This is a genomic window from Nocardia seriolae NBRC 15557, assembly GCF_007990715.1.
Classification (GTDB): Bacteria; Actinomycetota; Actinomycetes; order Mycobacteriales; family Mycobacteriaceae; genus Nocardia; species Nocardia seriolae.
The window spans coordinates 1-14,415 of sequence record NZ_BJWY01000051.1 but is presented as its reverse complement, the minus strand read 5'-3'; the positions used below and the strand labels follow the sequence as shown (position 1 = coordinate 14,415).

At 67.3% G+C, this 14,415-nt stretch carries 9 protein-coding genes; 3 read left to right on the top strand and 6 right to left on the bottom strand.

Features of this window, described 5'->3' with window-relative positions; all coding sequences use genetic code 11:
- Positions 1-14 precede the first annotated feature (14 nt).
- Positions 15-1,358 (bottom strand): diguanylate cyclase domain-containing protein, encoded by a 1,344-nt coding sequence (locus NS2_RS17280; RefSeq protein ID WP_228102735.1) that lies wholly within the window; start codon positions 1,356-1,358, stop codon positions 15-17.
- A gap of 215 nt (positions 1,359-1,573) precedes the next feature.
- Here NS2_RS17280 and NS2_RS17275 point away from each other — a divergent pair, with 215 nt between their 5' ends.
- A complete protein-coding gene (locus tag NS2_RS17275; RefSeq protein WP_033088346.1) occupies positions 1,574-2,719 on the top strand; it encodes a beta-ketoacyl synthase N-terminal-like domain-containing protein in 1,146 nt (381 codons plus the stop codon).
- Positions 2,720-2,727: 8 nt separating this feature from the next.
- On the opposite strand, the gene NS2_RS17270 is transcribed toward NS2_RS17275, so the two are convergent.
- Both NS2_RS17270 and NS2_RS17265 read right to left on the bottom strand, forming a co-directional pair.
- Complete coding sequence (locus tag NS2_RS17270) at positions 2,728-4,461, bottom strand: GAF domain-containing sensor histidine kinase (protein ID WP_033088345.1); 1,734 nt, start codon at positions 4,459-4,461, stop codon at positions 2,728-2,730.
- A gap of 71 nt (positions 4,462-4,532) precedes the next feature.
- A complete protein-coding gene (locus tag NS2_RS17265; protein WP_033088367.1) occupies positions 4,533-5,180 on the bottom strand; it encodes a response regulator transcription factor in 648 nt (215 codons plus the stop codon).
- Between the two features lie 308 nt (positions 5,181-5,488).
- Between NS2_RS17265 and NS2_RS17260 the strand changes: the two genes are divergently transcribed.
- Positions 5,489-6,250 carry a sigma 54 modulation/S30EA ribosomal C-terminal domain-containing protein gene (locus tag NS2_RS17260; RefSeq protein ID WP_063865006.1) on the top strand — a complete coding sequence of 254 codons (762 nt, stop codon included), beginning with the start codon at positions 5,489-5,491 and terminating at the stop codon, positions 6,248-6,250.
- A 167-nt stretch (positions 6,251-6,417) separates the two neighbouring features.
- Positions 6,418-9,417, top strand: coding sequence for an excinuclease ABC subunit UvrA (gene uvrA, locus NS2_RS17255; RefSeq protein ID WP_033088344.1), 3,000 nt, complete (start codon positions 6,418-6,420; stop codon positions 9,415-9,417).
- Positions 9,418-9,487: 70 nt separating this feature from the next.
- Here the strand turns inward: uvrA and NS2_RS17250 are convergent, their stop codons facing one another.
- The 3 genes from NS2_RS17250 to NS2_RS17240 form a co-directional block, all read right to left on the bottom strand.
- Positions 9,488-11,416, bottom strand: a complete 1,929-nt coding sequence (locus NS2_RS17250) for an ATP-binding cassette domain-containing protein (protein ID WP_147207213.1) — start codon at positions 11,414-11,416, stop codon at positions 9,488-9,490.
- 39 nt (positions 11,417-11,455) lie between these two features.
- Positions 11,456-12,622, bottom strand: a complete 1,167-nt coding sequence (locus NS2_RS17245; RefSeq protein ID WP_045437990.1) for a type III polyketide synthase — start codon at positions 12,620-12,622, stop codon at positions 11,456-11,458.
- Between the two features lie 160 nt (positions 12,623-12,782).
- Positions 12,783-14,174, bottom strand: a complete 1,392-nt coding sequence (locus NS2_RS17240) for a fatty acid desaturase (protein WP_033088364.1) — start codon at positions 14,172-14,174, stop codon at positions 12,783-12,785.
- Between the last annotated feature and the right edge of the window lie 241 nt (positions 14,175-14,415).

Here is a 14,415-nt window from a genome sequence, read left to right as displayed (position 1 = left end):
CCCGGAACCCCCGACTACGAGGCGTGCGTGCTGTCACTGCGGCGGCTCAACGTCCCGCCCTGGTGATTCGGGGGTTTGGCGCGGTACATCGCGACATCGGCATCGTGCAGTACCGCCTCGGGGGTGCGGGTGTCACCCACGTGCAGGTGCGCGACGCCGATGGAGGCGTCGACGTGGATGCGGTGGCCGCGCGCGATGATGGGCTCGGCCATGGTCTGGCGCAGCCGGGTGATGAGCGTGTCGAGGTCGTCGCCGCGGGCGTGGCCGGAGAGCAGCACCAGGAATTCGTCGCCGCCGATGCGTCCCACCACGTCGTCGGCGCGCAGCCCGCGCTGCAGGCGCTGCGCCACGATCTGCAGCACGGTGTCGCCGATGGCGTGGCCCAGGGTGTCGTTGATGGCCTTGAAGCCGTCCAGGTCGATGAAGAGCACGCTCGACACCGGCAGCGTCTCGGTGGTGCCCAGCGCTGCGGCCAGCCGGGACAGCACCAGCGCCCGATTCGCCAGCCCGGTGAGCGGGTCGTGGGTGGCCTGATACTCCAATTGCCTTCGGCTGGCCCGGAATTCGGTGATGTCATTGAACGAGGACACCGCCGCCGATTCCGGATCGTCCGGGTTGAGCAGGCGACTGTTGACCGAGAGCCAGCGCCGCTGCCCGTCGGGCCGGTCCAGTCCGAACACGAAGCGTGTCACCGTCTCCCCGGTGGCGAGGGTGCGGATGATCGGGTACCAGGACGAGGGCATGGGCTGGGCGTTGGCGTCGAGCAGGCTCAGCGGGATGTCGTAGATGTGGGTGCCGACCAGGTCCTCGGCGTCGTAGCCGAAGATGCGGCGCGCGGCCGGGTTCGCGGATTCGATGCGCCCGTCCCGGTCGATCACCACCACGCCCTCCTCGAGCTGCGACACCACGGTGGTGAAGAACTGCTCGGCGCGGTGCTGGGCGGCCTCGGCCTTGCGCTGCGGGGTCAGGTCGCGCACCACGACCTGATAGGCCAGGTGGTCGTGCCAGGCGGTGAGCACCGAGACGGTCTCGACCTCGACGGTGCCGCCGTCGCGGCGGCGCAGGATCATCTCGGTGGGGTCGGAGGCGGTGCCGGCGATGGTGAGCCGGCGGATGCGGTCGAGCATGGGGGCGACGGAGGCGGGCTCCACGAAGTCGGTCACCGGCTGCCCGATGACGTCCTCGGGGTCATCGGCGGCCAGGATGCGCAGCATCGCGGGATTGGCGTAGACGACGGTGCCGCGTTCGTGCACCACGATCCCGTCGGGGCTGTGGTCCACCAGAGACCGGTATCGCTGGGCCAACTGTTCGGCATCGGCCAGGTCATTCGCCCGATCGTTACCCACCACCTCATGCACCCCCTGATCGTCGTTGCGATACGTCGCCGGAGCACGGCACCATTCTGTTATCCGAAAAGTTGCTGATGCCCGTTGCCGACCGTATTGAATGAATCACAGTCCCGCACAGCATCGGCCCGCGATTGGTGATCATTACGGGCAACGGACCGATAGGAGCGATGCAAATGCCTGGCACCAACCCTGAACCCGAGACCTCGGGTCAGCACCAAGATCATATGACGATCGCCGGTATCGGTGCCGTGACCGGGTATGGCTGGGGCCGCGAAACCCTCTGGGAAGGTTTGCTGAGCGGCAAGCCCGCCGCCCGGCTCTTTCCAGGGTACGGGCCGGAACGCGATCGCAACGGGTGGGTTGCCCGCGTGCCGGAGGGTGGTGATCCGGATTTACCCGACAGCCGGTACATCCGGGCGATCATGAGCGCGGCGCGCGAGGCGGTGGCCGACGCGCAGGAACGCGGGTGGCGGCCGGGGCGCACGGTCGGCCTGCTGCACGCCATCGTGCTCGGCAATGTCTATGAGTGGCGGGACTTTTACACCGTGCACGGCGGACAGCGGCGCAGCCGCGACTATCTGCGATTACTCCCCTCGACACCGGTCGCGATGCTGATGCACGAGTTCGGTTTTCACGGCCCGGCCCAGAGCGTCACCGCCGCCTGCTCGTCGGCGAATGTGGCGATGATCACCGCGCAGCTGTGGCTGGCGCACGGCATCGCCGACGACGTGCTGGTGGTGGCGACCGATCTGTCCGCCATTCCGGAGATGGTGCAGCCCTTCGTGGGACTGGGCGCGGCGGTCGACGACGCCGATCCGCTCGATGCCTGCCGTCCCTTCCAGGAGGGTAGCCGCGGCTTCGTCTTCGGTGAGGCGTCGGTGGCGTTCGTGGTGACCCGGGAGGCGGACCGGCCCTACGCGGCGGTGCTGGGCGGGGGCATGTCCAACGACGGCTATCACGTCGTCTCGGTGGATTCCTCGCACGAGCAGATCTTCGACTGCGTGCGCCGCGCGCTGGCCAGCGCCGATGTCCGCCCCGACGAGGTGGCCGTGCTCAACACCCACGGGTCCGGCACCGCGCAGTGCGACGTGGCCGAAACAGAGCTGCTGGCAAAGCTTTTCGACGACGGCCCGCAGGTGGTGGCGATCAAGCCGTTGGCCGGGCACTGCCAGGCCGCCTCGGCCGGGGTCGAATTGGCCGCCGCCGCACTGGGTTACGACCGCGGGGTGCTGGTCTCGTCGCCGATCGTCGCCCCCGCGCACCCGCGCCTGGTCGACGGCGTGCAGCCGGGCGTGGACGGCATCACGGTGAAGACGGCACTCGGCATGGGCGGCCACAACTCGGCGGTGGTGCTCGGCCCGGTCGGCTGAACGCGGCTTCAGTGCAGCGGCACCGACCAGTGCAGTTTGGTGCCGCTGCCGGCCGAGCCGCCGTCGGCCCCGCGGCGGGGGTACACCGCCAGGCTGCCGCCGGACTGTTCGGCGCGGCGGGCCAGATTGGTGAGGCCGCTGGGGGTGATGCTCTCCGGGATGCCGCAGCCGTTGTCGGCGACGACGATGGTGAGATCGTCGGCCACCCCGATGTCGATGGTGATGGTGTCCGCGCCCGAATGCCGGACCGCGTTCGAGACCGCCTCGCGCACAACGGCTTCCGCATGGTCGGCCAGGGCCGGTTCGACCACCGAGAGCGGCCCGGTGACGTGCAGGAGCGCCCGGATCTCGGTGGCGGTGGTCTGCTGTTTGACCGCGCGCTCGAGGCGCTGCCGCAGCCGGGTGCTGTGCCCGTCGCCGCCGTGCAGGTCGAAGATGGAGGTCCGGATCTCCTGCACCACGTCCTGCAGATCGTTGATGGCGTCGGAGAGCCGCTGCTGCACCTCGGGCACCCGGGCGCGCGGCACCGTGCCCTGCAGCGACAGGCCGATGGCGAACAGCCGCTGGATGACGTGATCGTGCAGGTCGCGGGCGATGCGGTCGCGGTCGGTGAGGATGTCCAGCTCGCGCATGCGCCGCTGGGCCACCGCCAATTGCATGGCCAGCGCGGCCTGATCGGTGAAGGCGGCGATCAGCTCCACCAATTCGTCGGTGTAGGGCGCGGATTCGGCCGCGCGCAGCATGATCAGCACGCCCAGGGTGGAATCGGGCGTGTGCAGCGGCAACACCAGCGCGGGCCCGACATCGGCGAGGGAGGTGCCCAGATCGACGTGGCGGGCGTCGTCGAAACGCAGCGGCGCGCGGGTGGTGAGCGCCTGCCCGACGGCGGTCCCCGCGGCGCGCACCGCGTGCCCGGCGGGCGGCTCGTCCGGGCCGGACCATTGCGCCACCACGAGTTCGGTGATGTGTTCGGGCAGATCGTCGGGGTCGACCACGGCCAGCAGCGCGCGCTGCGAGGCGGTCAGCTCCCGCGCGTGCTCGACCACGTGGGCCAGCACCTTGTTCGGCTCGGTGTCGGCCAGGAATTCGGTGGCGATATCGCGGGTGGCCTCGATCCACGCCTGGCGGGTGCGGGCCTGCTCGTAGAGCCGCGCGTTGTCGACGGCGATGCCGGCCGCGGCGGCCAGCGCCTGCAACAGCACCTCATCGTCCTCGGTGAAGGGATGGCCGCCGGATTTCTCACACAGGTACAGGCTTCCGAACACCTCGCCGCGAATTCGCACCGGCATGGCCAGCAGGGTGCGCATGATCGGGTGGTGCGGCGGGAAGCCGGCGGCGGCCGGATGGCGCGCCAGCTCGTCCAGTCGCACCGGTTCGGGCTTGTCCAGCAGCAGACCGAGGACGCCGTGGCCCTCGGGCAGATCGCCGATCGACGCCCGGGTCTGCTCGTCGATGCCGTGAAAGATGAACTGGCTGATCTGCTTTTCGTGCCCGCGCACCGCGAGCGCCCCGTAGCGGGCGTCGACCAGGATGGTGGCGGCGCGCACGATGGTGCTCAGCGTCTGGTCCAGATCGAGGCCGGAGGTGACCGCGAGCATGGCTTCGACCAGCCCGTCGATGCGATCGCGGGCGTCGATGATCTGTTCGACCCGGTCCTTGACCTCGGTGAGCAATTCGCGTAATCGCAGCTGCGACAGCGTTTCACGCACCGAGTAGGGGCCGGTGCGCGGAATGTCGTGCATGGTTGTCCTGCGGTCCGGCGGAGACGACACGGCACCGAAATTCTATTCGGCTCGAGGTTGCCGGAAGGCTGTTATGCCGAACGGGACTGACCCGTACGCAATTTCGAGGCCAGCACCGCGGCCTGGGTGCGGCGTTCCATGCCGAGTTTGGCCAGCAGCCGGGAGACATAGTTCTTGACGGTCTTCTCCGCCAGGAACATCCGCTCGGCGATCTGGCGGTTGGTCAGGCCGTCGCCGAGCAGATCCAGCAGCTTGCGTTCCTGTTCGGTCAAACCGGTCAGCGGGCCGTCGAATTCGGTGCTGTGCCGCAGCCGCGCCATCAGGGCGGCGGCCGCGCGATTGTCCAGCAGCGAGCGGCCCGCGCCCACCTCCTTGATGGCCTTGGCCAGTTCCATGCCCTTGATGTCCTTGACCACGTAGCCGCTCGCGCCGGCCAGGATGGCGTCCATCATGGCCTGCTCGTCGGTGTAGGAGGTGAGGATCAGGCAGCGCAGCTCGTCGCTGTCGGCCAGCAGGTCCCGGCACAGTTCGATGCCGTTGCCGTCGGGCAGGCGCACATCGAGCACCGCCACGTCGGGGCGCAGGGCCGGAATCCGGGCCAGCGCCTGGGCCGCGTCACCGGCCTCGCCGACCACCGTGAGTTCGGGATCCTCCTCCAGCAGGTCGGTCAGACCGCGGCGGACGATTTCGTGATCGTCGACCAGAAAGACTTTGATCACGACGGCCTCCAAGCTCATCGGTGTCGCCGGCGCGCGGAGTTTGCCCGGCGCGGTAAGAGGCCCAACGTAACTCGCGGCAGGGCCCGGGGATACCGCCGAAGGTCCCTAATTTCGGGCGGCTGCGGACCGGTGATGATTTTTTTGTCGGAGAATTTTCCCTGAAAGTGGTCTGTTTTGGGACTTTCGGCACTGTCAAGGGTTGCGGTGCTGTGTTGCCATGGAGTCGGGTTGCCGGGTCGGAACAGGGAGAGAGGGGTCGGCTGATGGGCGCGTTCGATGTGTGGTCGAGTGGGATAGATCCTGATTTCGTGGTGATCACACACGGGCCCGTCCCGTCGGGTGAGGTGACGCGGGTGGTGCGCGGGCTGGGCAGAATTCTGCGCCGTCACGGCGTGGAGGGGCCGGTGCGGGTCCGCCTGCACTGGCCCGAGCACGAGGCCGAGACCACGCTGGTGCAGGCGAGTGTCCGAGCGCTGGGGAAGGCGTTCCGGGTGCAGGTCGCCGGGCCGGGCCGGTTCGCCGCCACCTTCGCACTGGAGCGATTGGACCTGCGGCTGGGTTGCCCGCCGGACGAATTGTCGCGCCCCTGGCCGGATCCCGCGCGGCCCTCGCTCTCCGCGGTCACCGGTCCGCGACCGATCGTGCGGCGCAAGGACTGTCGACTACAGGTGGCCACACCCGCGGCGGCGGCGCGGGTGCTGGACGCCATGGATTACGACGCCCATCTGTTCATCGATTCCGAGAGCGGGTCCGAGGCGGTGGTGTGCTGGACCGGGCCGCTGGGGGTGCGGACCGTGCGGCGGGTGCGCGACACCGTGCCCGCGCTGCTCGAGGACGAAGCGGTTTCGCGGTTGTGCACGGGCGGGCTGCCGTATCTGTTCTTCACCGATTCCGACACCCGGCGCGGGCGGCTGCTGTACCGGCGCTTCGACGGGAATCTGTCGCTGGTGACCGCGAACGGGTCCGAGGACCGGATGCGGGAACGGGATCGGGGGTTGCAGCCGCGGGCGATCGCGGGCTGCGTGCGGCGGGCACTGCCCAGCGTGGCGGGCGCGGGCACCGCGCAATAAACACAGTGTGAGCAGCGTTTCAGCGGGCGTAACCAAACTTGTCGGTGGGTGCCCCTAGCATGGCGTCGGGGGTAAGTCTGGATTGCTGAAACGTTGGAAGGATGGCCAGTGGCGGATCGCCTCGGGTTGCCAACCAGCGATATGACTATCGATGGAAGGGATGGCCGGTGGCGGATCGCCTGACGGTGCGCGGAGCGCGGGAGCACAACCTCAAAGGGGTCGATCTCGACCTACCTCGCGACAGTCTCATCGTTTTCACTGGTCTGTCCGGTTCCGGCAAGTCCTCGCTGGCCTTCGACACCATCTTCGCCGAAGGGCAGCGGCGGTACGTGGAATCGCTGTCGGCGTACGCGCGGCAGTTCCTCGGTCAGATGGACAAGCCGGATGTGGATTTCATCGAGGGCCTCTCGCCCGCGGTGTCCATCGATCAGAAGTCGACCAACCGCAATCCGCGTTCCACGGTCGGCACCATCACCGAGGTCTACGACTACCTGCGTCTGCTGTTCGCGCGCGCGGGCACCCCGCACTGCCCGGTGTGCGGTCACCTGATCGCCAAGCAGACCCCGCAGCAGATCGTGGATCAGGTGCTGGCCATGGCCGAGGGCACCAAGTTCCAGGTGCTCGCGCCCGTGGTGCGCACCCGCAAGGGCGAATTCGTGGACCTGTTCGAGTCGCTGAACTCGCAGGGCTATTCGCGCGTCCGGGTCGACGGCGTGGTGCATCCGCTGACCGATCCGCCCAAGCTCAAGAAGCAGGAGAAGCACGATGTCGAGGTGGTCGTGGACCGCCTCGCCGTGAAGCCGAGTTCCAAACAGCGCCTGACGGATTCGATCGAGACCGCGCTGCGGCTGGCCGACGGCATCGTGGTGCTGGACTTCGTGGATCGCGACGAGCACGCCCACGATCGGGAGCGGCGCTTCTCCGAGCGGCTGGCCTGCCCCAACGGGCACCCCCTCGATATCGAGGATCTGGAACCGCGGTCGTTCTCCTTCAACTCGCCCTACGGCGCCTGCCCGGATTGCACCGGTCTGGGCATTCGCAAGGAGGTCGATCCCGATCTCGTTGTGCCCGACCCGGATCTGAGCCTGAACGAGGGCGCCATCGCGCCGTGGTCGCGCGGGCAGACCGCCGAATACTTCACCCGGCTGCTTTCGGGTCTGGCCGAGGCCATCGGCTTCTCCATGGACACGCCGTGGAGTCAGCTGCCGCTCAAGGCCCGCAAGGCCGTGCTGGAGGGCAGCTCCGAACAGGTGCACGTCTCCTACACCAACCGCTACGGCCGCAAGCGTTCGTACTACGCCGATTTCGAGGGCGTGATGCCGTTCCTGCAGCGGCGCATGGACGCCACCGAGTCGGAGGCGATGAAGGAACACTACGACGGGTACATGCGCGACATCCCGTGCCCGGTGTGCAACGGCGCGCGCCTGCGGCCGGAGATTCTGGCGGTCACGCTGTCGGCGGGCAAGGACCGCATGTCCATCGCGGACCTGTCGGATCTGGCGATCGGGGACGCGGCCCAGTTCCTCGATACGCTGACCCTCGACGAACGCCAGGCCGCGATCGCGGCGCAGGTGGTCAAGGAGATTCAGGCGCGGCTGGGCTTCCTGCTCGATGTCGGCCTGCAGTATCTGACGCTCTCGCGCGCGGCGGCCACGCTGTCCGGCGGTGAGGCGCAGCGCATCCGCCTGGCCACGCAGATCGGTTCCGGCCTGGTGGGCGTGCTGTACGTGCTCGACGAGCCGTCCATCGGCCTGCACCAGCGCGACAACCGGCGGCTGATCGAAACCCTCACGCGCCTCAAGAGTCTCGGCAATACGCTGATCGTGGTCGAGCACGACGAGGACACCATCCACGCCTCGGACTGGGTGGTCGATATCGGCCCGCTGGCCGGTGAGCACGGCGGTCAAGTGGTGTACTCGGGTCCCTACGAGGGGCTGCTGAAGGACAAGGGATCGCTCACGGGCGCTTACCTTTCCGGGCGCGAGCGGATCGAGGTGCCGCTGGTGCGGCGGCCCATCGACAAGCGCAAGCAGCTCACGGTGGTGGGCGCGGTCGAGCACAACCTGAAGAACATCGACGTGAGTTTCCCGCTGGGCGTGCTCACCTCGATCACCGGTGTCTCGGGTTCGGGCAAGTCGACCCTGGTCAACGACATTCTGGCGACCGTGCTCCAGAACAAGCTGAACGGCGCGCGCCAGGTGCCGGGCCGCCACACCCGGGTGAACGGTCTCGCTCACCTGGACAAGCTGGTCCAGGTCGACCAGTCGCCCATCGGCCGCACGCCGCGCTCGAATCCCGCCACGTACACGGGTGTTTTCGACAAGATTCGCACCCTGTTCGCGGCCACCACCGAGGCCAAGGTGCGCGGCTACCAGCCCGGCCGGTTCTCCTTCAATGTCAAGGGCGGCCGCTGCGAGGCGTGCTCGGGCGACGGCACCCTGAAGATCGAAATGAACTTCCTGCCGGACGTTTACGTCCCCTGCGAGGTCTGCCACGGCGCCCGCTACAACCGCGAGACCCTGGAAGTCCACTACAAGGGCAAGACCATCGCCGAGGTCCTGGACATGCCGATCGAGGAGGCGGCGGAGTTCTTCGAGCCGGTGACCTCCATCCACCGCTATCTCAAGACCCTGGTGGAAGTCGGCCTCGGCTATGTGCGCCTGGGCCAGTCGGCCCCGACGCTGTCGGGTGGTGAGGCGCAGCGCGTCAAGCTGTCCGCCGAGCTCCAGAAGCGCTCCACCGGCCGCACCGTCTACATCCTCGACGAGCCCACCACGGGCCTGCACTTCGAAGACATCCGCAAGCTGCTCACGGTCATCAACGGCCTGGTGGACAAGGGCAATACGGTCATCGTCATCGAGCACAACCTGGACGTCATCAAGACCTCCGACTGGGTCATCGACATGGGCCCCGAGGGCGGCTCCGGCGGCGGCACCGTCATCGCCCAGGGCACCCCCGAAGACGTTGCGGCCGTGGCGGAAAGCTACACCGGCCAATTCCTGAAGGACGTCCTGGCCGCCGAGCCCGCTGCCCTCGCCGCACCTGCACCGGCGAAGAAGGCGGCCAAGAAGGCCCCGGCGAAGAAGGCCGCCCCGAAGACCGAAGCCCAGACCACCGCCGCCAAGAAGGCGGCGGCCGCCCGCCGCAAGGCAGCCGCCCTGCGCTGACGGGCAGCGGTTCCCGCTCGCAGACGAAGGCCCCGTACCGGAAGTGGTATGGGGCCTTCGTATTTCGCTGCTACTCGGCGGCGGCCAGCGGCTGGCTCAGCTCCTTGACCTCGGCGATATGTCCGAAATCGAGTTTGATGATCTGGTCAGCGCAGTCGAAGTAGCGGTCGTCGTGGGTGATGACGATGACCGTCTTGCCGCGTTCCTTGAGCTTCACGATGATCTCGCGGTAGAAGACATCACGGAACTGGGGCTCCTGATCCGCCGCCCACTCGTCGAACATGTAGATCGGGCGATCCTCGAGCAGTGCGGTGAGCAGCGCCATCCGCTTGCGCTGGCCCTGGGACAGCGCGATCATCGACAGGCGGCCGTTCTCCACGGTGACCTTGTGGTCGATCCGCAGTTCCTTCAGGTACTTCCGGACCTCGTCGTCGATGCCGGGCTCGAAGCCCAGGTAGTCCTCGAACAGGTGGAAGTCGGTGAAGACCGCCGAGGTGTTCTGCCGGAACCACTCGATGTTCTCGTGATCGATGGTCTCGCCATTGAGCGACAGGTGGCCGCGCTGCGGGACGTAGAGGCCCGTGATCAGTTTGGCCAGCGTGGATTTGCCGCTGCCGTTGCCGCCGACGATGAACGAGATCTGGCTGGGGGGGAAGGTCAGGTCCAGCGGGCCCAGCGAGAAGCCGGAACCGTCGGCCTCGGGCGGGGCCACGGGCGCGCCCATCGGGACCGGATGGCCGCCGTGCTCGATGAACCTGTGGCCGTTGACATCCGGCCGATCGCCGCCGGGCCGCGGCCCGGGCGGGGGACCATCGGGTCGTCCACCCGGACGCGGCGGATGCGCTCCGGGACGACCGCCCATCGGCGCGCCGGGCGCGCCGGGACGTCCCGACCCACCCGGGTGCGGCCGCGCACCGCCACCCGGGTGAGCTCCGGTTCCTGGCGGCGGCCCACCCGGCACGGGCGGAAAGGCCGGAGGAGCCTCGGTCAGATAGCGATAGCCGACGTCATTGAGTTCCAGCCGCGCTGCGGTGGCGGCCGGCCGCTCGGTGTAGGGCAACGTCGACTCGTCGTGCGCGGTCCGGATGGACAGGTTCAGCGAGCGGATCTTGGCCAGCGCCACGTCACCGCGCAGCAGATCCGGAATCCGGTGCATGAAGTTCTGCATGGGCATCGAAAGGAACGTGGTGACAAGGACATAGCCGACCATGACGTTCTGCGGCAGCTCCAGCGCCCGCGCCAGGCCGAACAGGATCAGGGCCATGGTGCCCAGCTGCAACAGCTGGCCGAAGCCCTGGGCGAAGGTGAACTTGGAACCGGCCTCGACATTCTGCACCCGCAGCTTCTCGGCCGAGCCGAGCAGATGCTGATCCATGAAGTCGCGCCGCCGCCCGCGGTGCAGCTTGAGCTCCTTGATGCCCAGCGACACCTCCTGGAACGAGCGCAGCAGCCCGTCCTCGTTCTCGCGGGCGTCCCGGTACAGGTGCCGCACCTTCTTGAGAACCGTTTCGACACAGGCGATTCCGAGCAGCGTGCCCGCGACCGTGGTGGCGAAGATGGGACCGGACACGATCGCCAGGAACACGAAGCAGCCGATGATGGTCGCCAGGTCGATGCAGATGCTCGGAATCGCCGTGACCGCCTGCGACAGTGACCGCACATCCTCGGTCAGGGTCGCGATCAGCCGGTGCTGCCCGAGCCGCTCGAGATGCTCGAGCGGCGCGGACACGATATTCGCGCTCAGGTCCGCCCGCAGGCGGTAGATGGCCTCCTGCGCGAGCCGGATCAGCAGCACCTGCGAGATCACCCCGCTGATCAGGATGACCAGCGCGGTCGCCACGAAGGCCTGCACGGTGACGGCCGGGTGCGGTTCCGGTGACACCACTCCCCGAATCAATGTCACCAGGTAGGTATTGGCCGCACCGCAGACCAGACCGGAGACGATGACGCCCGCGATCCGCATCCACGAGATGGAGATGAGGAATCTGATGAGTTGCATGACTGCTGAGCCTTTTCCGAAGGGGCTGTGCGCCTGAGATCAGGGGCGGATGATGTCGAACAGGATGCCTTCGAGCGTGACGCCCGGCGCGAAGGAGAACGCCACACCCGTCGAGATCGGCTTGCCCGCCTGCTGCGCGATGAGCTGCTCGAGCACGAAGATCAGTGAGACGCTGAGCATGTTGCCGTATTCGGCGAGCACGTCCCAGCTGGTCGCCGCCTGCTCCGGGTCCAGGCCCAGCGAGCGCGCCGACTCCTCGATGATCTTCGGGCCGCCCGGGTGGATCGCCCAGGCGTCGATCTCGGACTTGGTCAGGCCGTTGCGCGCCAGCACGTCGGTCACCACCGGATCGACCCCGCGCAGAATGTACTGCGGCAGGTTCTCCGACAGCTCGCAGGTGATGCCATTGTCGTTGACGCCCAGCACGATGCCGTCCTCCGCGTCGTCGAACAGGAAGCTGAAGCTGTCGCGGATGACGACCGCGCCCGCGGGCAGCTGCTGCTGCGGGTTGCTGGCGCCGATGACCACCGCGCCGCAGCCGTCACCGAAGAGGCTGTGAATGATGACGTCATTGACATTGTCGTCGAAGACGGCGTTCACCGAGCTCAGTTCGAGGCAGATGACCAGCGCCTTCTTGTCCGGGTGCGCGCGGACGAAATCCACGGCGGCCCGCACCGAGTTCATGGCGGCGGCGCAGCCCATGAAGTTCACCATCAGGCGGTTGATCGCGGGGGAGAGCCCCAGCTGCTTGACCACGGCCACGTCCACGCCGGGCGCGATGAAGCCGGTGCTGGTGGCGAAGACCAGCATGCCGATCTCCGACGCCGGATCCTCGAGGTGGGCGATGGCACGCCCGGCCACGTCCACGGCCAGCGGCACCGCGTGGTCGTAGAAGGTGTTCATCCGGCCCCGGATGGTGCCGACTTCCCGGCTGTAGGACAGGAATTCGGGATCGATCGGGTTGACCGCCAGGTGCCGGGTGGTGACCCGGGTCGTCTGGTAGATCCGCGGAATCCGGGCCTGCTGCGCCGGATCGCTGAACAGTCCGGCCACCTGGGCGGCGGCGTCGGCCTGCGAGAAGATCTGGGCCGGTGCGCCGGTGGCGATGGACTCGATCACTCCGACGGCGGTCGGCGGGGTCGGCGGTAGCGGGGTCGGTGCGAAGTCTCCGCTTTTGAAATAAGCAGAGCCGGGCTCGCCTCCCACGAACCGGGTCGCCGCTGCCGACGTGGGCAATCCTGCCGAAGTGGGCAGAGCGCCCCCTTCATCGATGGTGATAGACACGAAATACTCCCCTCGTTTTCAACTGACAACCCGCGGTGCGCTCGGCGCATGAATCGAACGCACCGCGGTTATCGGAATCGGTTCAGACCGTTCCGATTCCGGTGAAGCCCTGAACCGTGTAGACGGCGCAGGTCTTCAGGGCGAGCGGTGAGAAGTGCTCCTTCACGAATCCCCACTTGCGTTCCACCGCGTCGTCGGACGGCGCCAGAATGTAGGTGCGGATCTGCTTGGGAAAGCGGTCGGTGAAGAAACTCTTCGCCGGCAGCCACTCGACACCGAACTTCGCGGACTCCTCGCGCAGCACATCCTCGGTCGCGATATTCGCGAAACCACTGCGCTGGTACGGCAATACGTGGTGCACCCGGTGCGAGCTCAGGCCCGCCGACAGGAAGCAGTCCACATACCGGTTGCCGACTACCTTGAGGTCGTAGGCCTGCTCGATCTGGTCGACGCCCCAGTCCTCGGTATTGTGCTCGAGCTCCTCGGCTTCGACCTCGAAGTCGTGGCTGGCCACCACCAGGAAGGTCGAGACCCACAGGGTGAGCACGAATTGCAGTGCCCAGGCCCAGAAATCGCCCATCACGGTGAACACGATCAGCTCGCCCAGCAGCAGGAACCGCACGCCGAAGGAACCGATGAAGTGCGGTAGCGCGCCACCCCAGGTGCCGTACATGTCCTTGATGCCTACCATGCGGGTGAGGCGGCAGACATCGAGCAGGCGGATGGTCATGCCGGTCACGGTGTGGCCGAACTTGTGCATGGTGTGGATCGGCACCCGGTACAGCCGCGGGATCCGCATCATCATGGTGAAGACGTTCTTCTTGATGTCGACTTCACTCTGGGTGTGCGGGTGGTGCAGCAGGGCGTGGCCGTCGGCGGTCACGAAAGCCAGTGCGACGTAATTGCAGTCGAAGGCATTCGTGTAGATCTTGTTCATGCCCTTCTGGGCGCGGTGGATGGCGTAGTGCCCGAAACCGGCCAGGCCGCTGCGCAGCAGCACCATGGCGATCACGAACACCGGCAACGGCATCCAGCTGCGCTCGAACAGCCGCAGCCCCTGCACCGCGAAGTACGCCACCGCCAGCAGGGCCACCACGATATTGAAGTAGGTGTCCATGCGGCGGATGCGCGCGGCGAGTTCGGGCTCCTTGAGGCGGGCCTTCACCTTGTGGAGCAGGTCGTCCTTGTTGTCGAAGCTGAACTTCGGGGTGTCGCGCCAGCTGTCGAAGCCCTCGTTGAAGAGGAAGGCGGGCGCGTTGGCCTTGGGGTGGATGTCCTCGGGCAGCGCGTCGCGATCCAGCGAGTACTTCTTCAGGATCCTTCCGATGGCTTCCGGATTCTTGTGGTACGAACCGACAATCGAGGTGATGTCGCGGTTCTTGGTGCGGCCGATGAAGAACTCGCCGCCCGGGTGCTTGGAAATCCAGTCGCTGAGGTCGTAGGCTTTGCCGTTGTAGACCCAGACATTCGAAATCGGCGGCGGGCCGTCGAGCGGGGGCCGGCGGAATTCACCCTCGGGGGTCGAGTTCCCGAGTTCCGAGTTCCCGGATTCGGAGTTCGCGATCGTCGCTGCGGCCTCTGGGCGTTCGATCGTCGCGTCGACCTCGGGTCGGTCGATCGTCATGGCATCCCTCCACACGCAGGCACGGCGTTTGAACTTTCGAACCAAATCGTCGGTGCTGCGCCTTGCATTTCACTGAACAGACTCTTAATAC